21 protein-coding genes, 1 tRNA gene and 1 other RNA gene are annotated in these 23556 nt (G+C 41.0%); 19 read left to right on the plus strand and 4 right to left on the minus strand.

The features are described 5' to 3' along the window. From FJN11_RS03120 to FJN11_RS03130, 3 genes are all read left to right on the plus strand, one after another. On the plus strand, nucleotides 1–636 hold the full coding sequence (locus FJN11_RS03120; protein WP_140224027.1) for an SGNH/GDSL hydrolase family protein: 636 nt from the start codon (nucleotides 1–3) through the stop codon (nucleotides 634–636). 61 nt (nucleotides 637–697) lie between these two features. Next, nucleotides 698–1045: a transfer-messenger RNA gene (gene ssrA, locus FJN11_RS03125) on the plus strand. A 305-nt stretch (nucleotides 1046–1350) separates the two neighbouring features. Further along, nucleotides 1351–2685, plus strand: a complete 1335-nt coding sequence (locus tag FJN11_RS03130) for an Nramp family divalent metal transporter (RefSeq protein ID WP_000094601.1) — start codon at nucleotides 1351–1353, stop codon at nucleotides 2683–2685. Nucleotides 2686–2763: 78 nt separating this feature from the next. Here FJN11_RS03130 and FJN11_RS03135 read toward each other — a convergent pair. Next, nucleotides 2764–2851, minus strand: a tRNA-Ser gene (locus FJN11_RS03135). Between the two features lie 161 nt (nucleotides 2852–3012). On the opposite strand from FJN11_RS03135, the gene FJN11_RS03140 reads away from it, so the two are divergent. The 4 genes from FJN11_RS03140 to FJN11_RS03155 all read left to right on the plus strand — a co-directional run bounded on the left by FJN11_RS03140 (nucleotide 3013) and on the right by FJN11_RS03155 (nucleotide 9002). Beyond that, complete coding sequence (locus FJN11_RS03140; RefSeq protein ID WP_115904756.1) at nucleotides 3013–3753, plus strand: DeoR/GlpR family DNA-binding transcription regulator; 741 nt, start codon at nucleotides 3013–3015, stop codon at nucleotides 3751–3753. Continuing rightward, the gene (gene pfkB, locus FJN11_RS03145) at nucleotides 3750–4661 is read left to right on the plus strand and encodes a 1-phosphofructokinase (protein WP_115904755.1); all 912 of its coding nucleotides are present in this window, start codon (nucleotides 3750–3752) and stop codon (nucleotides 4659–4661) included. The genes FJN11_RS03140 and pfkB overlap by 4 nt, the downstream gene beginning before the upstream one ends. Beyond that, nucleotides 4658–6610, plus strand: coding sequence for a fructose-specific PTS transporter subunit EIIC (locus tag FJN11_RS03150; protein ID WP_140224028.1), 1953 nt, complete (start codon nucleotides 4658–4660; stop codon nucleotides 6608–6610). The genes pfkB and FJN11_RS03150 overlap by 4 nt, the downstream gene beginning before the upstream one ends. Before the next feature lie 88 nt (nucleotides 6611–6698). Further along, on the plus strand, nucleotides 6699–9002 hold the full coding sequence (locus FJN11_RS03155; RefSeq protein ID WP_140224029.1) for a DNA translocase FtsK: 2304 nt from the start codon (nucleotides 6699–6701) through the stop codon (nucleotides 9000–9002). Nucleotides 9003–9045: 43 nt separating this feature from the next. Here FJN11_RS03155 and FJN11_RS03160 read toward each other — a convergent pair whose 3' ends face one another. Beyond that, a complete protein-coding gene (locus tag FJN11_RS03160) occupies nucleotides 9046–9474 on the minus strand; it encodes a DUF6556 family protein (protein WP_140224030.1) in 429 nt (142 codons plus the stop codon). A gap of 138 nt (nucleotides 9475–9612) precedes the next feature. On the opposite strand from FJN11_RS03160, the gene FJN11_RS03165 reads away from it, so the two are divergent. From FJN11_RS03165 to FJN11_RS03210, 10 genes are all read left to right on the plus strand, one after another. Then, the gene (locus tag FJN11_RS03165; RefSeq protein ID WP_140224031.1) at nucleotides 9613–10755 is read left to right on the plus strand and encodes a cysteine desulfurase family protein; all 1143 of its coding nucleotides are present in this window, start codon (nucleotides 9613–9615) and stop codon (nucleotides 10753–10755) included. A gap of 8 nt (nucleotides 10756–10763) precedes the next feature. Beyond that, complete coding sequence (gene thiI / locus FJN11_RS03170; RefSeq protein ID WP_140224032.1) at nucleotides 10764–11978, plus strand: tRNA uracil 4-sulfurtransferase ThiI; 1215 nt, start codon at nucleotides 10764–10766, stop codon at nucleotides 11976–11978. Nucleotides 11979–12114: 136 nt separating this feature from the next. Then, the gene (locus tag FJN11_RS03175) at nucleotides 12115–12939 is read left to right on the plus strand and encodes an alpha/beta hydrolase (RefSeq protein WP_140224033.1); all 825 of its coding nucleotides are present in this window, start codon (nucleotides 12115–12117) and stop codon (nucleotides 12937–12939) included. A gap of 20 nt (nucleotides 12940–12959) precedes the next feature. Continuing rightward, nucleotides 12960–13700 carry an esterase family protein gene (locus tag FJN11_RS03180; protein ID WP_140224034.1) on the plus strand — a complete coding sequence of 247 codons (741 nt, stop codon included), beginning with the start codon at nucleotides 12960–12962 and terminating at the stop codon, nucleotides 13698–13700. Between the two features lie 12 nt (nucleotides 13701–13712). Further along, on the plus strand, nucleotides 13713–14879 hold the full coding sequence (locus tag FJN11_RS03185; RefSeq protein WP_140224035.1) for an ATP-grasp domain-containing protein: 1167 nt from the start codon (nucleotides 13713–13715) through the stop codon (nucleotides 14877–14879). Between the two features lie 158 nt (nucleotides 14880–15037). Next, nucleotides 15038–15907 (plus strand): aquaglyceroporin Gla, encoded by an 870-nt coding sequence (gla, locus tag FJN11_RS03190; protein WP_125452235.1) that lies wholly within the window; start codon nucleotides 15038–15040, stop codon nucleotides 15905–15907. A gap of 123 nt (nucleotides 15908–16030) precedes the next feature. Next, nucleotides 16031–16756: a CppA N-terminal domain-containing protein gene (locus FJN11_RS03195; protein WP_140224036.1), complete on the plus strand. Its 726-nt coding sequence runs from the start codon at nucleotides 16031–16033 to the stop codon at nucleotides 16754–16756. Continuing rightward, nucleotides 16753–17688, plus strand: coding sequence for a serine hydrolase domain-containing protein (locus tag FJN11_RS03200; RefSeq protein WP_140224037.1), 936 nt, complete (start codon nucleotides 16753–16755; stop codon nucleotides 17686–17688). Before FJN11_RS03195 ends, FJN11_RS03200 begins: the two co-directional genes overlap by 4 nt. Nucleotides 17689–17696: 8 nt before the next feature. Then, nucleotides 17697–18593: a DMT family transporter gene (locus FJN11_RS03205; protein WP_140224038.1), complete on the plus strand. Its 897-nt coding sequence runs from the start codon at nucleotides 17697–17699 to the stop codon at nucleotides 18591–18593. Nucleotides 18594–18744: 151 nt separating this feature from the next. Next, nucleotides 18745–19503, plus strand: a complete 759-nt coding sequence (locus tag FJN11_RS03210) for a CPBP family intramembrane glutamic endopeptidase (RefSeq protein WP_140224039.1) — start codon at nucleotides 18745–18747, stop codon at nucleotides 19501–19503. 52 nt (nucleotides 19504–19555) lie between these two features. On the opposite strand, the gene FJN11_RS03215 is transcribed toward FJN11_RS03210, so the two are convergent. Next, nucleotides 19556–20839 carry a uracil-xanthine permease family protein gene (locus FJN11_RS03215; protein WP_181146382.1) on the minus strand — a complete coding sequence of 428 codons (1284 nt, stop codon included), beginning with the start codon at nucleotides 20837–20839 and terminating at the stop codon, nucleotides 19556–19558. Between the two features lie 350 nt (nucleotides 20840–21189). Beyond that, complete coding sequence (gene rsmG, locus FJN11_RS03220) at nucleotides 21190–21903, minus strand: 16S rRNA (guanine(527)-N(7))-methyltransferase RsmG (RefSeq protein WP_125416012.1); 714 nt, start codon at nucleotides 21901–21903, stop codon at nucleotides 21190–21192. A gap of 93 nt (nucleotides 21904–21996) precedes the next feature. Between rsmG and FJN11_RS03225 the strand changes: the two genes are divergently transcribed. Both FJN11_RS03225 and htpX read left to right on the plus strand, forming a co-directional pair. Further along, nucleotides 21997–22557, plus strand: coding sequence for a LemA family protein (locus FJN11_RS03225; protein ID WP_000219833.1), 561 nt, complete (start codon nucleotides 21997–21999; stop codon nucleotides 22555–22557). Nucleotide 22558: 1 nt separating this feature from the next. After that, nucleotides 22559–23458, plus strand: a complete 900-nt coding sequence (htpX, locus tag FJN11_RS03230; protein ID WP_140224041.1) for a zinc metalloprotease HtpX — start codon at nucleotides 22559–22561, stop codon at nucleotides 23456–23458. The last annotated feature ends 98 nt before the right edge of the window (nucleotides 23459–23556 follow it).

A 23556-nucleotide genomic window follows, 5' to 3' on the forward strand; every position in this document is an offset into this window, starting at 1 on the left:
GTGGCAGTACAGTTATTAGAAAATTGGCTCCTAAAGGAACAGGGTAAAATCCAAACCAAGTATCGTCACTTAAATCAGGTTTCTGTTGTAGAGCCAGACATTCTTTTTATTGGGGATTCCATTGTCGAATATTTTCCTCTGCAGGAACTATTTGGGACTTCGAAGACGATTGTCAATCGAGGCATTCGAGGTTATCAGACAGGGCTGTTACTAGAGAATCTAGATGCGCATCTTTACGGTGGGGCGGTAGATAAAATTGTCCTTTTGATTGGGACAAATGATATCGGAAAAGATGTGCCTGTGAATGAGGCTCTCAATAACCTCGAAGCTATCATACAATCCATTGCTCGCGATTATCCACTGACAGAGATTAAACTGCTTTCTATTTTGCCAGTCAATGAGGGCGAGGAGTACAAGCAGACAGTCTATATCCGCACGAATGAAAAAATTCAGAAATGGAATCAAGCCTATAAAGAACTTTCCTCTGCCTACATGCAGGTGGAATTTGTGCCAGTTTTTGATAGTTTGACAGATCGGGTAGGCCAACTCAAAAAAGATTATACAACTGATGGGTTGCACCTCAGTGTTACTGGTTATCAAGTTTTGACCAAAGCTTTGAAAGACTATCTTGTGTAGTTAGTCGATTTCCTTTTTGCATTTTTGAGTTAGATAAGGTATAATGGTTTTATTGTCTTTTGGGGTCGTTACGGATTCGACAGGCATTATGAGGCATATTTTGCGACTCGTGTGGCGGCGTAAACGCTCAGTTAAATATAACTGCAAAAAATAACACTTCTTACGCTCTAGCTGCCTAAAAACCAGCAGGCGTGACCCGATTTGGATTGCTCGTGTTCAATGACAGGTCTTATTATTAGCGAGATACGATCAAGCTTTGTCTAGCAGTTTGGTAAGAGATTTATAGACTCGCAGTTCCTAGGCTTGAGTTATGTGTCGAGGGATTGTTAAAACAATACATAACCTATGGTTGTAGACAAATATGTTAGCAGGTGTTTGGACGTGGGTTCGACTCCCACCGGCTCCATTGATAATTTACATTGTTTTGTAAATCTTTCTAAAACGTTGTTTTTACAACGTTTTTTATTTTATTCTTTGGTATTCTTTTGCAAAAAAAGAATACAACATTTTGTTGTATCCTAAATATTAAATCAAGTCCTGAATTTTCTTAAGTTTTTATCATATTTTCTGTTATAATTAAGGTGCCTTAAGAAAAATAATGAAAAAACTAAATGTTTTTCATATAGTTTTCATTGTTTTAATAGTTTAAAGTCAATCTTATTTTTCTCTAATAGAAAATAATGAAAAAGTAGGTTTAGAAAGAGGTAAGTATCTATGTCTTCTCATAAAAAAGTGTCACTCTCTGAGATTAATCAATCTATCGATACTCCAAATAACAATCATTTCTGGCAAAATTTAAATGCCTTTTTAGGTCCGGGTGCTCTTGTCGCAGTTGGTTATATGGATCCAGGAAACTGGATTACCAGTGTAGTCGGTGGTGCTTCCTATAAGTATAGTCTCTTGTTTGTTATCTTGATTTCATCTCTCATTGCCATGCAACTTCAGCAGATGGCAGGAAAGCTTGGTATTGTAACCCAGATGGACCTGGCTCAAGCAACGGCTCATCATTCACCTAAATGGCTTCGTTATAGTCTATGGGTGATTTTAGAATTAGCCTTGATGGCGACAGATCTGGCAGAAGTTCTAGGTTCAGCGATTGCTCTCAATCTTCTCTTTAAGATTCCGATTATGATAGCAATTCTCTTGACCGTGTTGGATGTTTTTCTCTTATTGCTTCTGATGAAATTTGGCTTTAAGAAAATTGAAGCTATTGTGACAACACTGATTTTAACCATTCTAGCAATTTTTACCTATCTGGTAGCTTTGTCACATCCAAGCTTCCAAGGAATCGTTGAGGGTTATCTACCGAATGCAACCTTATTTGAAAGTCCCTTGCCAGGGCATGAAAGTCAATTAACCTTGGCACTAGGGATCGTGGGAGCAACGGTTATGCCCCATAACCTCTATTTGCATTCTTCCTTGTCTCAAACTCGGAAAATCAATCACAAGGACAAGAATGATGTTCGAAAAGCCGTGCGCTTTATGACCTGGGATTCAAATCTCCAATTATCCTTGGCCTTTGTGGTTAACTCCCTTCTATTAATTCTCGGGGCGGCTCTCTTTTTCGGCCATGCATCTGAGATTTCTGCCTTCTCTCAAATGTATAATGCCTTGCAGGATTCTACTATTGCAGGAGCTATAGCTAGCTCGACCTTATCAACCTTGTTTGCCTTGGCTTTATTAGCCAGTGGTCAAAATTCGACGATTACGGGTACCTTGACTGGACAAATCGTTATGGAAGGTTTCTTGCATATGAGATTACCTCAATGGTTCATTCGTTTGGCAACTCGTCTCTTTGCCTTGTTGCCTGTCATGATTGTAGCGGTTCTGTTTGGTCATCAGGAAAAAACATTGGATCAGTTATTGGTTTATTCACAAGTCTTTCTTTCGATTGCTCTTCCATTTTCAATCTTCCCACTGATTTATCTAACTTCTAAGAAATCACTGATGGGAGAATTTACCAATGCCAAATGGAATACCATCCTTGGCTATATCGTTTCCATTATCTTAACAATTCTCAATGTGAAATTGTTATTTGATATTTTCTAAGAAATTCACCCGAGTTATAAAACAAGCATATAAGAAAAAAGATACCCAAGATTTCTTGGGTATCTTTTTTAAAATAAACGGAAGACATGGGATTCGAACCCACGCACGCTGTTACACGCCTACCGCGTTTCCAACACGGCCTCTTAAGCCTCTTGAGTAATCTTCCAATACTTACTCAAATAGTCTACCATAAAGGCTCTTATCTTGCAATAAAAATTCTGGAAATAAGAAAAATGATAGAATTTGATAGAAAGTGATAAAAAATGCTTGACTTTGAAAGGAAGTGTGATAGAATGAATAGTGTAAACGATAACAGGAGGTGATTCAGTGTTAAAAACAGAGCGGAAGCAACTGATTTTAGAGGAGTTACATCAACATCATGTAGTTTCTCTAGAAAAATTAGTTAGTTTGTTAGAAACGTCAGAATCAACGGTTCGAAGAGACTTGGATGAGTTGGAAGCAGAAAACAAGCTTCGTCGCGTACATGGTGGAGCAGAATTGCCCCATTCCTTGCAGGAAGAAGAAACCATTCAAGAAAAATCTGTCAAAAACCTTCAAGAGAAGAAGTTACTGGCTCAGAAAGCAGCCTCTCTCATCAAGGAACAAGATGTCATTTTTATCGATGCTGGAACAACAACTGCTTTTTTGATTCATGAATTGGTCAATAAGAATGTTACAGTCGTGACCAACTCGATTCACCATGCTGCTCAGTTGGTTGAAAAGCAGATTCCAACTGTCATGGTTGGAGGAAGTGTCAAGATGGCGACAGATGCGAGTATCGGGGGTGTTGCTCTTAACCAGATTAACCAATTGCACTTTGACCGTGCCTTTATCGGGATGAATGGTGTGGACGATAGTTATTATACGACTCCTGATATGGAAGAGGGAGCTGTGAAGCGTGCTATTTTGGAGAATGCCAAACAGACTTATGTCTTGGTGGACTCGTCAAAAATTGGACAAACTTGCTTTGCTAAGGTAGCACCACTCAAACGAGCTATTGTTATTACAAGTCAAGGGCATGAGCTCTTGCAGGCCATTAAGGAGAAAACGGAGGTAATAGAAGTATGATTTATACAGTCACACTCAATCCGTCTATTGATTATATCGTTCGTTTGGACCAAGTCCAAGTCGGTAGTGTCAATCGTATGGACAGTGATGATAAGTTTGCTGGTGGTAAGGGAATCAATGTTAGCCGTGTCTTGAAACGCTTGGATATTCCAAATACTGCGACAGGCTTCATCGGTGGCTTTACAGGTAAATTTATCACAGATACTCTGGCTGATGAAGAAATCGAGACACGTTTTGTCCAAGTGGCAGAAGATACTCGTATCAATGTTAAAATCAAAGCAGACCAAGAAACAGAAATCAACGGGACTGGTCCAAATGTCGAGCCAGCCCAGCTAGAAGAATTGAAAGCTATTTTATCTAGTCTGACAGCAGAAGATACAGTTGTCTTTGCTGGTTCAAGTGCTAAAAACCTAGGAAATGTCATCTACAAGGATTTGATTGCCTTGACGCGTCAGACGGGTGCGCAAGTGGTTTGTGACTTTGAAGGACAGACCTTAATTGATAGTTTGGCCTACCAGCCGCTTTTGGTCAAACCAAACAATCATGAACTTGGAGCGATTTTTGGGGTTAAACTCGAAAGTTTAGATGAAATTGAGAGATATGCTCGCGAGTTACTGGCTAAAGGTGCTCAAAACGTTATTATATCTATGGCTGGTGACGGTGCCCTTCTTGTCACATCTGAGGGAGCTTACTTTGCTAAACCAATCAAGGGGACAGTCAAAAATTCAGTTGGAGCTGGTGATTCTATGGTTGCCGGATTCACAGGTGAATTTGTCAAATCAAAAGATGCAGTAGAAGCCTTCAAATGGGGAGTTGCTTGTGGAACAGCAACGACATTCTCAGATGACTTGGCAACGGCAGAATTTATTAAAGAAACATATGAAAAAGTTGAGGTAGAAAAACGATGAAAATTCAAGACCTATTGAGAAAAGATGTCATGTTGCTGGATTTGCAGGCAACTGAAAAAACAGCTGTCATCGACGAGATGATTAAAAGTTTGACAGACCACGGTTATGTGACAGATTTTGAAACCTTTAAAGAAGGCATTTTGGCGCGTGAAGCTTTGACTTCTACTGGTTTGGGTGACGGAATCGCAATGCCACACAGCAAAAATTTTGCTGTAAAAGAAGCGACAGTTCTCTTTGCCAAGTCAAACAAGGGTGTTGACTACGAGAGCTTGGATGGGCAACCAACTGACCTTTTCTTTATGATTGCAGCTCCAGAAGGTGCCAATGATACTCACTTAGCAGCCTTGGCAGAATTGTCTCAATACTTGATGAAAGACGGATTTGCAGACAAACTTCGCCAAGTAATATCAGCTGACCAAGTCATTGAGCTCTTTGACCAAGCTTCAGAAAAAACTGAAGAGCCTGTTCAAGCACCTGCTAATGACTCTGGTGACTTTATCGTGGCTGTTACAGCTTGTACGACAGGTATTGCCCACACTTACATGGCCCAAGAAGCCCTTCAAAAAGTAGCTGCTGAAATGGGGGTTGGTATCAAAGTCGAAACCAACGGTGCTAGCGGTGTTGGAAACCAACTAACTGCTGAAGATATCCGTAAGGCTAAAGCGGTTATCATCGCAGCAGACAAGGCAGTTGAAATGGATCGTTTCGATGGCAAACCATTGATCAGTCGTCCGGTTGCTGATGGTATCCGTAAAACAGAAGAATTGATTAACTTGGCTCTTTCAGGAGATACGGAAGTCTACCGTGCCGCTAATGGAGCAAAAGATGCAACAGCCTCTAACGAAAAACAAAGCCTTGGTGGCGCCTTCTACAAACACTTGATGAGTGGTGTCTCTCAAATGTTGCCATTCGTTATAGGTGGTGGTATCATGATTGCCCTTGCCTTCTTGATTGATGGTGCTTTAGGTGTTCCAAATGAAAACCTTGGCAATCTTGGTTCCTACCATGAGTTAGCTTCTATGTTCATGAAAATCGGTGGCGCTGCATTTGGTTTGATGCTTCCAGTCTTTGCAGGTTATGTTGCCTACTCTATCGCTGAAAAACCAGGTTTGGTAGCAGGTTTCGTGGCTGGTGCTATTGCCAAAGAAGGTTTTGCCTTTGGGAAAATCCCTTATACAGCAGGTGGTGAAGCAACTTCAACTCTTGCAGGTGTCTCATCTGGTTTCCTAGGTGCTCTTGTTGGTGGATTTATCGCAGGTGCTTTGGTTCTTGCTATCAAGAAATACGTTAAAGTTCCTCGTTCACTTGAAGGTGCTAAATCAATTCTCATCTTGCCACTTCTTGGAACTATTTTGACAGGATTTGTTATGCTGGCAGTTAACATTCCAATGTCGGCAATCAACACTGCTATGAATGACTTCCTTGGTGGTCTTGGAGGAGGATCAGCTGTTCTTCTTGGTATCGTCCTTGGTGGAATGATGGCTGTTGACATGGGTGGACCAGTTAACAAAGCGGCCTATGTCTTTGGTACAGGTACGCTTGCAGCGACTGTTTCTTCAGGAGGTTCTGTAGCCATGGCAGCAGTTATGGCTGGAGGAATGGTACCACCACTTGCCATCTTTGTCGCAACTCTTCTTTTCAAAGATAAATTTACTAAGGAAGAACGCAACTCTGGTTTGACAAACATCATCATGGGCTTATCATTTATCACTGAGGGAGCGATTCCATTTGGTGCCGCTGACCCAGCTCGTGCTATCCCAAGCTTTATCCTTGGTTCAGCAGTAGCAGGTGGCCTCGTTGGTCTTACTGGTATCAAACTCATGGCACCACACGGAGGAATCTTCGTTATTGCCCTTACTTCTAATGCCCTTCTTTACCTCGTTTTTGTCTTAGTAGGAGCAATTGTAAGTGGTGTGGTTTATGGTTACCTACGCAAACCACAAGCATAAAACTTAGATAGAAAATAAAAAGATTGGACCGTTTGGTGCAGTCTTTTTCTCTTTCCGAAATGCCTGTGAAATGTGGTATAATAGAAGAATGGCAAACAAGAATACAAGTAAAACAAGACGGAGACCGTCTAAAGCAGAACTCGAAAGAAAAGAAGCGATTCAACGAATGTTGATTTCGTTGGGAATCGCGCTTTTATTGATTTTCGCAGCCTTCAAATTAGGAGCTGCAGGTATCACCCTTTACAATTTAATACGCTTGCTGGTGGGTAGCCTAGCTTATCTGGCAATATTTGGTATCCTGCTCTACCTCTTCTTTTTCAAGTGGATCCGAAAACAGGAAGGGCTCCTATCTGGCTTTTTCACCATATTTGCAGGTTTACTCTTGATTTTTGAGGCCTACTTAGTTTGGAAATATGGTTTGGACAAGTCGGTATTAAAAGGGACCATGGCTCAGGTTGTGACGGATTTGACTGGTTTTCGAACGACCAGTTTTGCTGGAGGAGGCTTGATTGGGGTCGCTCTTTATATGCCAATTGCCTTTCTCTTTTCAAATGTCGGCACTTACTTTATTGGTTCTATCTTGATTTTAGCTGGAGCCCTCCTAGTCAGTCCTTGGTCTGTTTACGATATTGCTGAATTCTTCAGTAGAGGCTTTGCCAAATGGCGGGAAGGGCATGAGCGTCGAAAAGAGGAACGCTTTGTCAAACAAGAAGAAAAAGCTCGTCAAAAAGCTGAGGAAGAAGCTAGATTAGAAAAAGAAGCAGCTGAGAAAGCCTTGCTCGATTTGCCTCCTGTTGATATGGAAACAGGTGAAATTTTGACAGAAGATGTTGTACTTGACGTTCCACCTTTTCCAGATGAAGAGTGGGTAGAACCAGAAATCATCTTGCCTCAAGTTGAACTTGAATTCGCTGAACAGGAAGATGGCTCTGATGATGAAGATGTTCAGGTCGATTTTTCAGCCAAGGAGGCTCTTGAGTACAAACTTCCAAGCTTACAACTCTTTGCACCTGATAAACCCAAGGACCAGTCTAAAGAAAAGAAAATCGTTCGAGAAAACATCAAAATCCTAGAAGAAACCTTTGCTAGCTTCGGTATCAAGGTAACAGTTGAACGGGCCGAAATTGGGCCATCAGTGACCAAGTATGAAGTCAAGCCAGCAGTGGGTGTAAGGGTCAACCGCATCTCCAATCTCGCAGATGACCTCGCTCTAGCCTTGGCGGCCAAGGATGTCCGGATTGAAGCACCTATCCCAGGGAAATCCCTAGTCGGAATCGAAGTACCCAACTCTGAGATTGCGACTGTATCTTTCCGCGAACTATGGGAACAATCTCAAACAAAAGCAGAAAATCTCTTGGAAATTCCTTTAGGAAAGGCTGTTAATGGCACCGCAAGAGCTTTTGACCTTTCTAAAATGCCCCACTTGCTAGTCGCAGGTTCAACGGGTTCAGGGAAGTCAGTAGCTGTTAACGGCATTATAGCTAGCATTCTCATGAAGGCAAGACCAGACCAAGTTAAATTTATGATGGTCGATCCCAAGATGGTTGAGTTGTCTGTTTACAATGACATTCCTCATCTCTTGATTCCAGTTGTGACCAATCCACGCAAGGCCAGCAAGGCTCTGCAAAAGGTCGTGGATGAAATGGAAAATCGTTATGAACTCTTTGCCAAGGTGGGAGTTCGGAATATTGCAGGTTTTAATGCCAAGGTAGAAGAGTTCAATGTCCAGTCTGAGTACAAGCAGGTTCCGCTACCGCTCATTGTCGTGATTGTGGATGAGTTGGCTGACCTCATGATGGTGGCCAGCAAGGAAGTGGAAGATGCTATCATTCGTCTCGGACAGAAGGCGCGTGCTGCCGGTATCCACATGATTCTTGCAACCCAGCGCCCATCCGTTGATGTCATTTCTGGTCTGATCAAGGCCAATGTTCCTTCTCGTGTCGCTTTCGCAGTTTCATCAGGAACAGATTCCCGTACGATTTTGGATGAAAATGGAGCTGAGAAACTGCTTGGACGTGGAGATATGCTCTTTAAACCAATTGATGAAAATCATCCAGTTCGTCTCCAAGGCTCCTTTATCTCGGATGATGATGTCGAACGTATCGTAAACTTCATTAAGGCTCAGGCAGATGCGGACTACGATGAGAGTTTTGATCCAGGTGAGGTTTCTGAAAATGATGGAGAATTTTCAGATGGTGAATCTGGTGGTGACCCGCTCTTTGAAGAAGCCAAGGCTTTGGTTATCGAGACCCAGAAAGCCAGCGCATCTATGATTCAGCGTCGTTTGTCAGTTGGATTTAACCGTGCGACCCGTCTCATGGAAGAGCTTGAGATGGCAGGTGTCATTGGTCCAGCTGAAGGTACCAAACCAAGAAAAGTTTTACAACAATAAAAAATAGCTTCTTTCCAAGTTTGGAAGGAGGCTATTTTAGTGATTATTGATTAGTTTTATTTTCCGAAGTTGGGGTATTGGACTGTTTTTCATTTTCAGTAGTAGGTTTACTTGGAGCAGGTGTAGTAGAGTCTTGAGTTGCTGCTTTCTGCTCTTCTTTTTTCTCTTCCTTGACGCTAGCTTTAGGTGTTTCCTCTTGCTGTGTTTTTTCTTGAGAAGTGTTATTTTCCTTATTAGGACTAGTATTTTCCTGAGGGGATTCCTTTTGAACTTCTTTGACAATTGTTGTCGTCTGGCTTGTCGTAGGTTCTTTTTTAGTATTTTTGTTATTATCCAAGGCGTTCATAATCGTGATACTTGCGGTAATTAAGCCGAGGATACTACCGATAGTAGCGACGGTTTTTTGAAGGACCGTGAAGCCTTTTTTGATGTGTTCTGTTTTTGGTTTTGAAGTTCTACGATAATTAGACATACATTCTCTCCTTTAATTAAAATTTATTATACCGCATTTCTTTAAAAAAATCTTAAAAAAAGAGGAATTGCCCTTTCTTGTCGCAAGCTCCGTTTCATGATACAATAGAAGGAGTGATTTTAGAAAGCGTGAGAAAACATGATTTACTTTGATAATTCGGCGACGACCAAGCCCTATCCTGAAGCCCTTGAAACTTATATGCAGGTCGCTTCAAAAATTTTAGGAAATCCATCTAGTCTCCATAGTTTGGGAGACCAGGCAACACGAATCTTAGATGCTTCTCGCCAACAGATTGCAGATTTAATCGGTAAGAAAAGCGATGAAATCTTCTTTACTTCTGGTGGGACAGAAGGAGATAACTGGGTCATCAAGGGTGTGGCCTTTGAAAAGGCTCAGTTTGGAAAACACATTATTGTATCAGCCATTGAACATCCGGCAGTTAAAGAGTCAGCTCTCTGGTTGAAAAGTCAGGGATTTGAAGTGGATTTTGCTCCAGTTGATGAGAAAGGATTTGTGGATGTTGAGGCGCTAGCAGATTTGATACGACCTGATACGACCCTCATTTCCATCATGGCAGTTAACAACGAAATCGGCTCTGTTCAGCCCATTGAGGCTATTTCAGAACTATTGGCAGATAAGCCGACTATTTCCTTCCACGTTGATGCAGTTCAGGCACTTGCTAAAATTCCGATTGAAAAGTATCTGACAGAACGAGTGGATTTTGCAACTTTCTCTAGTCACAAGTTTCACGGAGTTCGAGGGGTTGGATTTGTTTATATCAAGTCTGGCAAGAAGATTACGCCTCTTTTAACAGGTGGTGGTCAGGAGCGTGATTATCGGTCGACTACTGAAAATGTAGCAGGGATTGCAGCGACAGCCAAGGCTTTGCGTTTATCGATGGAAAAGCTAGATATTTTTACTAGTAAGACTGGGCAGATGAAGTCAGTAATTCGTCAAGCCCTTCTGGACTATCCAGATATTTTTATCTTTTCAGATGAGAAAGACTTTGCACCTCATATCCTGACTTTTGGAATCAAGGGTGTTCGTGGAGAAGTTATCGTTCACGCCTTTGAAGACTATGATATTTTTATTTCTACGACTTCTGCTTGTTCGTCCAAGGCTGGAAAACCTGCAGGTACCTTAATTGCAATGGGAGTGGATAAAGATAAGGCCCAGTCAGCTGTGCGTCTTAGTCTAGACCTTGAAAATGATATGAGTCAGGTCGAACAGTTTTTGACCAAGTTAAAATTAATTTACAATCAAACTAGAAAAGTAAGATAGGAGCATTCATGCAGTATTCAGAAATTATGATTCGCTACGGAGAGCTGTCAACCAAGGGTAAAAACCGTATGCGTTTCATCAATAAACTTCGCAATAATATTTCAGACGTTTTGTCTATCTATCCCCAAGTAAAGGTAACGGCAGATCGCGACCGTGCCCATGCTTACCTTAATGGAGCTGATTATACAGAGGTAGCAGAATCACTCAAACAAGTATTTGGGATTCAAAATTTTTCCCCTGTATACAAGGTCGAAAAATCTGTAGAAGTTCTGAAGTCTTCTGTTCAAGAGATTATGCAGGACATCTACAAGGAAGGCATGACCTTTAAGATTTCTAGCAAGCGTAGCGACCACAACTTTGAACTCGATAGTCGTGAACTCAACCAAACGCTTGGAGGAGCTGTTTTTGAAGCCATTCCAAATGTGCAAGTTCAGATGAAAAATCCTGATATCAATCTTCAGGTGGAGATTCGTGAGGAAGCTGCTTATATTTCTTATGAAACCATTCGAGGGGCAGGTGGATTACCAGTGGGAACTTCTGGTAAGGGCATGCTCATGTTGTCAGGGGGAATCGATTCCCCTGTAGCTGGCTATCTAGCGCTTAAACGAGGGGTAGATATAGAGGCAGTTCACTTTGCTAGCCCACCTTATACTAGTCCAGGCGCTCTCAAGAAAGCCCAAGATTTGACCCGTAAATTAACAAAGTTTGGTGGAAATATCCAATTTATCGAAGTTCCTTTTACAGAGATTCAAGAGGAAATCAAAGCTAAAGCGCCAGAGGCTTATTTGATGACTCTAACTCGTCGCTTTATGATGCGGATTACCGACCGTATCCGTGAGGTACGAAATGGTTTGGTTATCATCAATGGGGAGAGTCTAGGTCAAGTAGCCAGCCAAACCCTTGAAAGCATGCAGGCTATCAATGCCGTTACTAACACTCCCATCATCCGCCCAGTTGTAACCATGGATAAGTTGGAAATCATTGATATTGCACAAGAAATCGATACTTTTGACATTTCAATCCAGCCATTTGAAGACTGTTGTACGATTTTTGCACCAGATCGTCCAAAAACAAATCCTAAGATTAAGAATGCGGAGCAGTACGAAGCGCGTATGGATGTTGAAGCCTTGGTTGAACGAGCAGTGGCTGGTATCATGATTACCGAGATTACACCTCAAGCTGAAAAAGATGAAGTGGATGACTTGATTGATAATCTCCTCTAAATCAGAAAATCCAAAAGAATTTAGAAAATTAAATAAAAAAGTTAGTTTTTAATCCAAAAATGGAAGCAAAACTAACTTTTTTTCTATAATTGTGATATAATAAGATAAAATTTTGAATATAGAGAGTTTTCTGACAATGAATCAATCCTACTTTTATTTAAAGATGAAAGAGCATAAACTCAAGGTTCCTTACACTGGTAAGGAGCGCCGTGTACGTGTTCTTCTTCCTAAAGATTATGAGAAAGATACAGACCGTTCCTATCCTGTTGTTTACTTTCATGACGGGCAAAATGTTTTTTATAGCAAAGAGTCTTTCATTGGTCACTCATGGAAGATTATTCCAGCTATTAAACGAAATCCTGACATCAGTCGCATGATCGTCGTTGCTATTGACAATGATGGTATGGGGCGGATGAATGAGTATGCGGCCTGGAAGTTCCAAGAATCTCCTATTCCGGGTCAGCAGTTTGGTGGTAAAGGTGTGGAGTATGCCGAGTTTGTCATGGAGGTGGTCAAACCTTTTATCGATGAGACCTACCGTACCAAAGCTGACCGCCAACATACGGCAATGATTGGTTCCTCACTAGGAGGCAATATTACCCAATTTATCGGTTTGGAATACCAAGACCAAATTGGTTGCCTAGGCGTCTTTTCATCTGCAAACTGGCTCCACCAAGAAGCCTTTAACCGTTATATCGAGCGCCAGAAACTGTTGCCTGACCAGCGCATCTTCATCTATGTAGGAACAGAAGAAGCAGATGACACGGACAAGACCCTGATGGCTGGCAATATCAAACAAGCCTATATCGACTCGTCACTTCGCTATTACCATGATTTGATAGCAGGGGGAGTTCATCTGGATAATATTGTCTTGAAAGTTCAGTCTGGTGCTATCCATAGTGAGATTCCATGGTCGGAAAATTTACCAGACTGTCTGAGATTTTTTGCAGAAAAATGGTAAGTTAGGAAAGGAGAAAGCCAATGCATATTGAAAACCTTAGCCACTGGAGTGGTCACCTCAACCGTGAAATGTACCTTAATCGTTATGGACATGCTGGGATTCCAGTTGTGGTCTTTGCTTCATCAGGTGGTAGTCACAATGAATACTATGATTTTGGCATGATTGATGCCTGTGCTTCCTTTATCGAGGAAGGCCGTGTTCAGTTCTTTACCCTATCCAGTGTTGACAGTGAGAGCTGGTTGGCCACTTGGAAAAATGGTCATGACCAAGCAGAGATGCACCGTGCCTACGAGCGTTATGTGATTGAGGAGGCTATTCCTTTTATCAAGCATAAGACAGGTTGGTTTGATGGCATGATGACGACAGGTTGCTCCATGGGAGCCTACCATGCTGTCAATTTCTTCCTACAGCATCCAGATGTTTTTACCAAAGTAATTGCTCTTAGTGGAGTTTACGACGCATGTTTCTTTGTCGGCGATTACTACAATGACGATGCTATTTACCAAAACTCGCCAGTAGATTATATCTGGAATCAGAACGACGGTTGGTTCATCGACCGTTACCGTCAGGCCGAGATTGTGCTTTGTACGGGGCTTGGTGCCTGGGAACAAGACGGTTTACCATCTTTCTACAAGCTCAAAGAAGCCTTTGACCAGAAACAAATTCCAGCCTGGTTTGCTGAATGGGGACATGATGTCGCCCATGACTGGGAATGGTGGCGCAAACAAATGCCCTATTTTCTTGGACACCTGTATCTATAAAAGGAGTTACCTATGAATTACCTTGTTATTTCTCCCTACTATCCACAAAACTTTCAACAGTTTACCATCGAACTAGCCAATAAAGGCATCACAGTCTTGGGAATTGGTCAAGAACCATACGAGCAATTGGATGAATCTTTGCGCAATAGCCTGACGGAATATTTCCGTGTTGATAATCTTGAAAATGTAGACGAAGTCAAACGTGCAGTTGCTTTTCTCTTTTATAAACATGGCCCAATTGACCGCATCGAGTCCCACAATGAATATTGGCTAGAGCTGGACGCAGCACTCAGAGAACAATTCAATGTTTTTGGTGCCAAACCCGAAGATCTTAAAAAGACTAAATATAAGTCTGAAATGAAGAAACTTTTCAAAAAAGCAGGTGTGCCTGTGGTACCTGGAGCTGTTATCAAGACGGAAGCAGATGTTGATCAAGCTGTGAAAGAAATCGGCCTTCCAATGATTGCAAAACCTGACAATGGAGTGGGAGCAGCCGCGACCTTTAAGCTTGAAACAGAAGACGATATCAATCACTTCAAGGCTGAGTGGGACCATTCAACCGTTTATTTCTTTGAGAAATTTGTCACTTCCAGTGAAATCTGTACCTTTGACGGGCTCGTAGACAAGGATGGTAAGATTGTCTTCTCAACAACCTTTGACTACGCCTATACACCGCTGGATCTCATGATTTACAAGATGGACAATTCCTACTATGTTCTTAAGGATATGGATCCAAAATTACGTAAATATGGTGAGGCAATTGTCAAAGAATTTGGTATGAAAGAACGTTTCTTCCATATCGAGTTCTTCCGTGAAGGGGACGACTACATTGGCATTGAGTATAATAACCGTCCTGCAGGTGGTTTTACAATTGATGTTTATAACTTTGCTCATTCCTTGGACCTCTATCGTGGCTATGCAGCTATAGTCGCAGGAGAAGAGTTCCCAGTAACAGACTTTGAACCTCAGTATTGTTTGGCTACATCACGTCGTGCAAATGCTCACTATGTCTATTCTGAGGAGGACTTGCTTGCCAAATACAGCCATCAGTTCAAGGTTAAAAAAATCATGCCTGCAGCCTTTGCGGAACTTCAAGGGGATTACCTTTATATGTTGACAACTCCGAGTCGACAAGAAATGGAGCAGATGATTGCTGATTTCGGGCAACGTAAAGAATAAGAACTCTCGGATTAAGGAAAATTACTCCCTTAGTCCTTTTGTTTTTTATAAGAAATAAAACCGCTTTCTCATATATTCTTTTAGAAAACCTGTTGCTAAAAGATATAAAAATTGATAGAATAGGGATTGTCTAAAAAATTTTAAGGAGAATCTATCAAATGGATTTTACATGGGCTATTAAATATGCCACTGAATTCTTGGGAACTGCTATTTTGATCATTCTTGGTAATGGTGCAGTTGCTAACGTTGAACTTAAAGGTACGAAAGGTCACCAAAGTGGCTGGCTCGTTATTGCTGTTGGTTACGGTATGGGGGTTATGATTCCAGCTTTGATGTTTGGTAACGTATCAGGTAACCACATCAACCCAGCCTTCACTCTTGGACTTGCAATCAGCGGTCTCTTCCCTTGGGCACAAGTAGCACCTTATATCCTTGCACAAGTTTTGGGTGCTATCTTTGGTCAAGCCTTGGTTGTGGCAACACACCGCCCATACTACTTGAAAACTGAAAATCCAAACAATATCTTGGGTACTTTCTCAACAATCTCAAGTTTGGATCAAGGTACAAAAGAATCACGCTTTGCAGCAACTGTTAACGGTTTTGTAAACGAGTTTATCGGTTCATTTGTTCTGTTCTTTGCAGCTCTTGGATTGACTAAAAACTTCTTTGGTGCTGAGGTTCTTCAATACATGAAACAAATGGCTAGTCAAGCAGGTCAAACAGTTGACTTCTCTGATTTAGCAATTAAAGCTCAAACAGCACCTCATACAGCTTCAGGTCTTGGAATTGCTCACTTGGCACTTGGATTCCTTGTTATGGCCTTGGTAACTTCACTTGGTGGACCTACAGGACCTGCCTTGAACCCAGCCCGTGACTTGGGACCACGTCTCCTTCATGCTTTCCTTCCAAAATCAGTTCTTGGTGAGCACAAAGGTGATTCAAAATGGTGGTACTCTTGGGTACCAGTTGTAGCACCTATCGCAGCAGCAATTGCGGCAGTAGCTATCTTCAAATTCCTTTACCTATAAGACATTGAAACCGAGGAAAGCCTCGGTTTTTTAGATGAAATTTTTACGAAAATTGGTAAATTTGAGCATAATATCTTGTAAAAAATTCTAAAATCCTTTAAAATAAAAGAGTTGGAGGAATTTATGAATGTAAATCAAATTGTACGGATTATTCCTACTTTAAAAGTTAATAATAGAAAATTAAATGAAATATTTTATATTGAAAATCTTGGTATGAAGGCCTTGTTAGAAGAATCGGCCTTTCTATCACTAGGTGATCAAACAGGTCTAGAAAAGCTGGTTTTAGAAGAAGCTCCAAGTATGCGAACTCGTAAGGTAGAGGGAAGAAAAAAGCTGGCTAGATTGATTGTCAAGGTAGAAAATCCTTTGGAAATTGAAGGACTCTTATCTAAAACAAATTCGATTCGTCAATTATATAAGGGGAATAATGGCTACGCATTTGAAGTTTTTTCACCAGAAGGTGATTTGGTTTTGATTCATGCGGAAGATGACAGGGACAGTCTAGTAGAAGTAGAAGAAAAGCCTGCATTTCAATCAGATTGGGAATCAATTTCTTTGAGTAAATTTGAGATTTCTATGGAATTACATCTCCCAACTGATATCGAAAGTTTCTTGGAATTATCTGAAATGGGGGCATCACTTGATTTTATCCCAGCTCAGGGGCAGGATTTGACTGTGGACAATACGCTTACTTGGGACTTATCTATGCTTAAGTTCTTGGTCAATGAATTAGACATAGCAAGTCTTCGCAAGAGGTTTGAGTCTACCGAATATTTTATTCCTAAGTCTGAAAAATTCTTCCTTGCTAAAGATAGAAATAATGTTGAATTGTGGTTTGAAGAAGTATGAAGTGGACCAAGATTATTAAAACAATAGAAGAACAAATCGAGGCAGGGATTTATCCCGGAGCCTCTTTTGCGTATTTTAAGGACAATCAATGGACGGAGTTCTATTTAGGCCAGAGTGATCCAGAGCATGGCTTGGATACTGAGACAGGACTGCTTTATGACCTAGCCAGTGTCAGCAAGGTTGTTGGGGTTGGGACAGTTTTTATCTTTTTGTGGGAAAAAGGTCAATTAGATATTGACAGACCTGTGACAGATTTTTTAGCTGAGAGTGATTATCCAGATATCACTATTCGCCAGCTCTTAACCCATGCTACAAATCTTGATCCTTTTATTACCAATCGTAATCGTTTAACAGCCTCAGAATTAAAGGAAGCGATGTTTCATCTCAAGAGACGCAATCAGCCAGCCTTTCTTTATTCGGATGTCCATTTTTTACTTTTAGGCTTTATTTTGGAAAGAATCTTTGATCAGGACTTGGATGTGATTTTACAGGAGCAAGTTTTTAAAACTTGGGAAATGACGGAAACTCAATTTGGACCTGTTGAGCTTGCTGTTCCAACAGTCAGAGGTGTAGAGGCCGGCATGGTACATGATCCCAAGGCTCGTCTCCTGGGCAGACATGCAGGTAGTGCTGGTTTATTTTCGACTGTAAAGGATTTACAAATCTTTTTGCAACACTATTTAGCAGATGATTTTGCAAGAGACTTGAGTCAAAATTTTTCACCTTTGGATGACAAGGAACGTTCTTTGGCATGGAATTTGGAAGGAGATTGGCTAGACCATACGGGCTATACAGGTATCTTTATCATGTGGAATCGCCAGAAGCAAGAAGCGGCTATTTTCCTATCGAATCGTACCTATGAAAAGGATGAGAGAGCTCAGTGGATTGTAGATCGTAATCAAGTGATGGACTTGATTCGCAAAGAAGAGTAAGGAGAGACATGTCAAACAGTTTAAAAGGGACTCTATTAACAGTTGTGGCTGGAATTGCTTGGGGCTTGTCAGGAACGAGTGGCCAATACCTGATGGCACACGGAATTTCGGCTCTGGTTTTAACCAACTTACGACTTTTAATCGCCGGTGGGATTCTCATGGTCTTGGCTTATGCTACTGCAAAGGATAGAATGCTGGCCATTTTAAAGGATAGAAAAAGTTTGCTGTCTCTTCTCATTTTTGCTCTAATTGGCCTCTTCCTCAATCAATTTGCCTATCTTACTGCTATTCAGGAAACCAATGCAGGAACCGCGACGGTGCTTCAGTATGTTTGTCCTGTCGGACTTTTAATTTATAGCTGTATCAAGGATAAGGTGGCGCCGACGCTTGGAGAGATTGTTTCTATCATATTAGCCATTGGAGGAACCTTCCTGATCGCAACTCATGGGCAGTTGGACCAGTTATCCATGACACCTGCAGGCCTGTTCTGGGGTCTCTTTTCTGCTCTGACTTACGCACTGTATATCATTTTGCCCATAGCCTTGATTAAGAAGTGGGGGAGTAGCTTGGTCATTGGTGTGGGAATGGTCATAGCAGGTTTGGTCGCCCTTCCTTTTACAGGAGTTCTACAGGCTACTATTCCAACTAGTCTTGATTTTCTTCTTGCATTTGCGGGCATTATTCTTATCGGGACTGTCTTTGCCTATACAGCCTTCTTAAAGGGAGCCAGTCTGATAGGGCCGGTCAAGTCAAGCTTGTTGGCTTCTATTGAGCCAATCTCGGCGGTTTTCTTTGCCTTCCTAATTATGAATGAACAATTTTATCCCATTGATTTTCTTGGCATGGCAATGATTTTAATTGCAGTAACCCTGATTTCTTTGAAAGATTTATTGTTAGAGAAATAAACAAAAAATGAAAGTAGATGATAACCACTCTTAAAGAGGGGTTATTTTTGCTAATAAAAGCTTTTGAATCTAAATGAATTAATGAAATTTTATAAAAGTTTAAGCCTTTTTTCTTAAAATATTTATATGAGTATAGAATACCTGGAGAAATATGAACATTTTAAAAAAAATACATCCATCTAAACCTCTAAAATACTTGAGATGGTTTGACATTGTGATTATTACGATCATAATGTTTGGTCAGTTTATAATTCGTTCAACCGAGCTATTTTTAGCAAATACGTTTCCAACGGGTGCATCAAGTACAGTAGGGACAGTTAGACAGGCTACAAGCGAAGGTGCGACTTATTTTAGTAATTTTACCCTGCAAACTATATTACTGGCTGTGACCTTACTCTATCTTTTGATTCGAAATTATGATTTTAAACAGCTTCCTATTCACTGGAATTGGTCCATTATCTTTTGGGTTCCATTTATATTTGCTTTAGTGGGATTGTTTGGAGACTTGGTTACAACTCTCACTGGTAAATATAATTACTTTAATCCAGACCTTTTTGCCTATATAGATTTCACGCAAATAATAGGGAAGTTCTTAGCTCTCAGCCCGATAGCGATTGCCTATGCCTTGCTAAATGGATTTTATGAAGAGTTTTTCTTTCTAGGTTTGTTAACTTCAGTGAAGGAAAAACACAAGTGGTTGATTTTGATTTATTCTACTAGTATTCGTATTTCCTTCCACACCTATCAAGGATTAGTATGGGCTTTGGTAATCGGTGTAGTTTATGGCTTATTCTATTATTTCTTATACAAATATAAAATTAAAAATCTCCTTCCATTCTTTCTCATGCATGCTTTAGCAGATATGTTTGGTTCTAGCCTGATCTATCTATTGGTTGCTTGGGGGACTTAAAAATTAGAAAAGTCCACTCAGTTGTCTGAGCGGACTTTTTGTGTCAAGACGTTTAGTCTTTATTTTCGTATGGCAAGACCAAGTTCAAGATGATTCCTGTCATGGCTGATAGGGCAGTACCTGAAAGGGTAACTGGACCGAGTTTAAGGATAGCTCCTCCAAGTCCAAGAACCAACATAGCACTTGCGATGATTAGGTTACGCATTTGAGCGAAATCAACACGTTCTTTGATCAAGACTTTCAAACCGTTGCTGGCGATAACCCCATAGAGAAGGATTGACATACCACCAAGTACAGCATTTGGAATGGTTGAAATCAAGGCAGTGAATTTACCAAGGAAGCTAAGGGCAATCGCGATAAAGGCAGCGTTACGGATAACTGAGACAGAAGCGATACGAGTCATACCGATAACCCCTGTATTTTCTCCGTAAGTTGTATTGGCTGGTCCACCAAGGAAGGCAGAAACAGAAGTTGCGATACCGTCACCAAGAAGTGTACGGTGAAGACCTGGTTCTTTCAAGAATTGACGGCCACAGATTTGACCCAAAACAGTATGGTCTCCGATATGTTCAGAAATTGTTACGATAGCGATTGGCAAGATAGCGATAGTTTCTGGACCAAAGTAAAGATTGTATTCTTTAAAGGCACCACCAGTACTAAATGGCAAGTAGAAACCAGGAATTTCAAACCAGTTAGCTTTAAGGACTGGTGTAAAGTCAACCAAGCCAAGTGTTAGTGCGAAGAGGTAACCACCGATAATGGCAAAGAGGAATGGAATTATTCGTAGGAAGCCTTTCCCTTTTGTATTGATAAAGGCAGCAATCAAGAAAGTAACAACGGCTACAAGAGCATTTTTCCAGTTTCCATCCGCTACAAGACCAGCATTGGTAACAGCTGAACCTGCAAGTCCAAGACCGATAACGATGATCATAGGTCCGATGATGATTGGTGGCAAGAGTTTATCAATCCATTTTGTACCTGCAAAACGAACACCAGCAGCCACAAGGACATAGACCAAACCAGTCAAGATAACCCCTGTTTGAGCAGCAGATACATCACCACCCATTTCCTTCATAGCAAGAGACATTGCTGTGATAAAGGCAAATGAAGAACCTAGATAAACTGGAACTTTAAAACCAGTTGCGATCATGTAGATGAGTGTTCCAACACCTGAAGCAAAAAGGGCAACAGATACAGGCATTCCCAAAATTAAGGGTACCAAGATGGTCGCACCAAACATGGCGAACACGTGTTGGAAACTAAGGAGAATTCCTTTTCCAGCCGAAGGACGTTGGTCAACGTCAAGTAACAAATCAACAGTTGATTCTTGTTTCATATAAACCTCACTTTTGGGCATCAAAAAAGAGCCCATTATTTTACAGCAATAGGCCCTCAGAGTAAGACTTCTCTAAAATCTAGACTTTAAAGAGTTTCAAGTATTTCTGCGTCTTCGTCACCTCACGGGATGACATTAAAAACCTTTGCTTAGGATAGTATAGCAGAAAAAAATGATTTTGTAAATCATTTTTTCCCGAGCCCGAAAATAAGAGAGCGAGGTTGATTTTGTAAATCATTTTTTCCTGAGCCCGAAAATAAGAGAGCGAGGTTGATTTTGTAAATCATTTTTTCCCGAGCCTAAAAATAAAAGAGCGAGGCTGACTTTGTAAATATTTTTTACTAAAAAATTTAAAGTGGGCGTTTGTTGGGCATGCCAGCCTTTCTTGGATATTTATTTGGTGTTTCTTTTTTCTTTTCTACCACTGAGATATAACGCGAATCTCCATTAGGTAGAGCGTAGCTGAGATTGTCTTCGACCTTACTAAAAAGGAGGTTGAGGGCATTCTTAGCTTCTAATAATTCCTCAGGCGCATTACTGGCCTTGAGAGCCAATAGTTTTCCGCCAACTTTAAGGTAGGGAATAGTCAATTCAGACAAGACCTGCATACGGGCAACCGCACGAGCTGTTACAAAATCATATTGAGCACGGAAGTTTTTATCTTGGGCAAAATCTTCTGCACGACCGTGGTAGAAATGAACACCGCTCAAATCTAGCTCTTGAGCCAAAAGTTGGAGGAAGTTGATGCGCTTGTTGAGAGAATCAATGATGGTCACATCTAGCTGAGGATAGAGGATTTTCATAGGTAGACTAGGAAATCCTGCCCCGGCTCCAATATCAAGCAGTTTGATAGTTTCATTGGGAATCAAACCTTGAAGAATGGGTGCAATCGAATCGTAAAAATGTTTGAGATAAATTTCATCCTTGTCTGTAATAGCTGTTAGATTGATTTTTTCATTCCACTCGACCAAGAGTTCAAAATAACGTTCAAATTGTTTTTTTTGCTGGTCAGAAAGTGAAAGATTTTGCTCGGCAAGCAAGTTGTAAAATGTTTCTGGTTTCATAGTTTTTTCCTTCTTTAGTATCATCTTATTTTACCACAATCATTAAAAATTTGATATACTGGTACTAATCTAAAAGCAGAAAGGACTTATATAATGACTTGGATTATTCTTGGAGTTTTAGCTCTTATTGTGATTTTTGTGATTGTTAGCTATAACGGTTTGGTTAAGAATCGTATGCAAACAAAGGAGGCTTGGAGTCAGATTGATGTTCAGTTGAAACGTCGAAATGATCTCTTGCCAAACTTGATTGAGACTGTAAAAGGTTATGCTAAATATGAAGGTTCTACCCTTGAAAAGGTGGCAGAACTTCGCAATCAAGTTGCTGCAGCGACTTCACCAGCAGAAGCTATGAAAGCTAGTGATGCCCTCACTCGTCAAGTTTCAGGTATTTTTGCAGTTGCAGAAAGCTATCCAGATTTGAAAGCTAGTGCAAACTTTGTTAAATTGCAAGAGGAGTTGACAAATACAGAAAATAAAATTTCTTACTCTCGTCAACTCTACAACAGTGTTGTCAGCAACTACAACGTAAAATTAGAAACTTTCCCAAGCAATATTATCGCTGGAATGTTTGGATTTAAAGCAGCAGATTTCCTTCAAACACCAGAAGAGGAAAAGGCAGTTCCTAAGGTTGATTTTAGCGGTTTAGGTGACTAAGATGTTGTTTGATCAAATTGCAAGCAATAAACGAAAAACGTGGATTTTGTTGCTGGTATTTTTCCTACTCTTAGCTCTTGTTGGCTATGCGGTTGGTTACCTCTTTATGCGGTCTGGGCTTGGTGGCTTGGTTATCGCGCTGATTATCGGCTTTATCTATGCCTTGTCCATGATTTTTCAATCCACAGAGATTGTCATGTCCATGAATGGAGCGCGTGAGGTGGATGAACAAACGGCACCAGACCTCTACCATGTAGTAGAAGATATGGCTATGGTGGCTCAGATTCCTATGCCACGTGTTTTCATCATTGATGATCCAGCCTTAAATGCCTTTGCGACAGGTTCTAACCCCCAAAATGCGGCGGTTGCTGCGACGTCAGGTCTCCTATCTATCATGAATCGTGAAGAACTAGAAGCTGTTATGGGACATGAAGTCAGTCATATTCGTAATTACGATATCCGCATTTCGACTATTGCTGTTGCCCTTGCTAGTGCTATCACCATGCTTTCTAGTATGGCAGGTCGTATGATGTGGTGGGGTGGAGCAGGTCGAAGACGAAGTGACGATGACCGAGATGGAAATGGCTTAGAGATCATTATGCTAGTGGTTTCCCTACTTGCAATTGTGCTGGCACCTCTCGCTGCCACCTTGGTACAACTTGCTATTTCTCGTCAGAGGGAATTCCTAGCTGATGCTTCCAGTGTCGAGTTGACTCGTAATCCTCAAGGGATGATTAATGCTCTACGCAAGTTAGACAACAGTAAACCGATGAGTCGTCCTGTCGATGATGCCAGCAGTGCACTTTATATCAATGATCCTAAGAAAGGTGGAGGGTTCCAAAAACTCTTTTATACCCACCCACCTATCTCAGAACGGATTGAACGTTTAAAACATATGTAAAATGAAGGCTGGGAAAAAGTCTTTAAAATCTTAAAAACGCATAATATCAGGTGTGCAAAAACTTGATATTATGCGTTTTATTATGGGAAGATTTACTT

It is taken from the genome of Streptococcus symci, assembly GCF_006385165.1.
GTDB lineage: Bacteria > Bacillota > Bacilli > Lactobacillales > Streptococcaceae > Streptococcus > Streptococcus symci.

Bases quoted from the DNA above. Each gene is read 5' to 3' on its own strand.
- FJN11_RS03130 (WP_000094601.1), top strand. From the start codon at position 1,351: ATGTCTTCTCATAAAAAAGTGTCACTCTCTGAGATTAATCAATCTATC.
- FJN11_RS03165 (WP_140224031.1), top strand. From the start codon at position 9,613: ATGATTTACTTTGATAATTCGGCGACGACCAAGCCCTATCCTGAAGCC.
- FJN11_RS03195 (WP_140224036.1), top strand. From the start codon at position 16,031: ATGAATGTAAATCAAATTGTACGGATTATTCCTACTTTAAAAGTTAAT.
- FJN11_RS03155 (WP_140224029.1), top strand. From the start codon at position 6,699: ATGGCAAACAAGAATACAAGTAAAACAAGACGGAGACCGTCTAAAGCA.
- FJN11_RS03210 (WP_140224039.1), top strand. From the start codon at position 18,745: ATGAACATTTTAAAAAAAATACATCCATCTAAACCTCTAAAATACTTG.
- pfkB (WP_115904755.1), top strand. From the start codon at position 3,750: ATGATTTATACAGTCACACTCAATCCGTCTATTGATTATATCGTTCGT.
- FJN11_RS03200 (WP_140224037.1), top strand. From the start codon at position 16,753: ATGAAGTGGACCAAGATTATTAAAACAATAGAAGAACAAATCGAGGCA.
- FJN11_RS03160 (WP_140224030.1), bottom strand. From the start codon at position 9,474: ATGTCTAATTATCGTAGAACTTCAAAACCAAAAACAGAACACATCAAA.
- gla (WP_125452235.1), top strand. From the start codon at position 15,038: ATGGATTTTACATGGGCTATTAAATATGCCACTGAATTCTTGGGAACT.
- FJN11_RS03205 (WP_140224038.1), top strand. From the start codon at position 17,697: ATGTCAAACAGTTTAAAAGGGACTCTATTAACAGTTGTGGCTGGAATT.
- FJN11_RS03175 (WP_140224033.1), top strand. From the start codon at position 12,115: ATGAATCAATCCTACTTTTATTTAAAGATGAAAGAGCATAAACTCAAG.
- FJN11_RS03225 (WP_000219833.1), top strand. From the start codon at position 21,997: ATGACTTGGATTATTCTTGGAGTTTTAGCTCTTATTGTGATTTTTGTG.
- thiI (WP_140224032.1), top strand. From the start codon at position 10,764: ATGCAGTATTCAGAAATTATGATTCGCTACGGAGAGCTGTCAACCAAG.
- FJN11_RS03150 (WP_140224028.1), top strand. From the start codon at position 4,658: ATGAAAATTCAAGACCTATTGAGAAAAGATGTCATGTTGCTGGATTTG.
- htpX (WP_140224041.1), top strand. From the start codon at position 22,559: ATGTTGTTTGATCAAATTGCAAGCAATAAACGAAAAACGTGGATTTTG.
- FJN11_RS03215 (WP_181146382.1), bottom strand. From the start codon at position 20,839: ATGAAACAAGAATCAACTGTTGATTTGTTACTTGACGTTGACCAACGT.
- FJN11_RS03185 (WP_140224035.1), top strand. From the start codon at position 13,713: ATGAATTACCTTGTTATTTCTCCCTACTATCCACAAAACTTTCAACAG.
- rsmG (WP_125416012.1), bottom strand. From the start codon at position 21,903: ATGAAACCAGAAACATTTTACAACTTGCTTGCCGAGCAAAATCTTTCA.
- FJN11_RS03180 (WP_140224034.1), top strand. From the start codon at position 12,960: ATGCATATTGAAAACCTTAGCCACTGGAGTGGTCACCTCAACCGTGAA.